The sequence below is a fragment of the Salmonella sp. SAL4457 genome (assembly GCF_046548235.1).
GTDB lineage: Bacteria > Pseudomonadota > Gammaproteobacteria > Enterobacterales > Enterobacteriaceae > Salmonella > Salmonella enterica.
In genome coordinates, this window is sequence record NZ_JBGDZO010001061.1 from 1 (window position 1) to 247 (window position 247).

At 64.0% G+C, this 247-nt stretch carries 1 protein-coding gene; it reads right to left on the minus strand.

Annotation, left to right across the window (positions count from 1 at the left end; all coding sequences use genetic code 11):
• The coding region (locus ACLJNW_RS27435) for an aminotransferase class I/II-fold pyridoxal phosphate-dependent enzyme (RefSeq protein WP_410961714.1) at positions 1 to 247 on the minus strand (247 nt) is incomplete at both ends.

Sequence of the window (247 nt, forward strand, 5' to 3'; positions counted from 1 at the left end):
GAACTGCAGTGCATCACCAGGCCTTCCTGGTCGTAGGCCTTGACCGGTTTCGGCGCCTGCTGGCCGAAGTACAGCTCGGCGTAGACGTCATCCTCGATCATCGGCACCTGGTGGCGCGCCAGCAGCTCGGCGAGGGCGCGTTTCTTCTCGTCGTCCATGCTCGCGCCCATCGGGTTCTGGAAGTTGCTCATGAACCAGCAGGCCTTGATCGGCAGGCGCTCCAGGCTGTCGGCGAGCACTTCCAGGT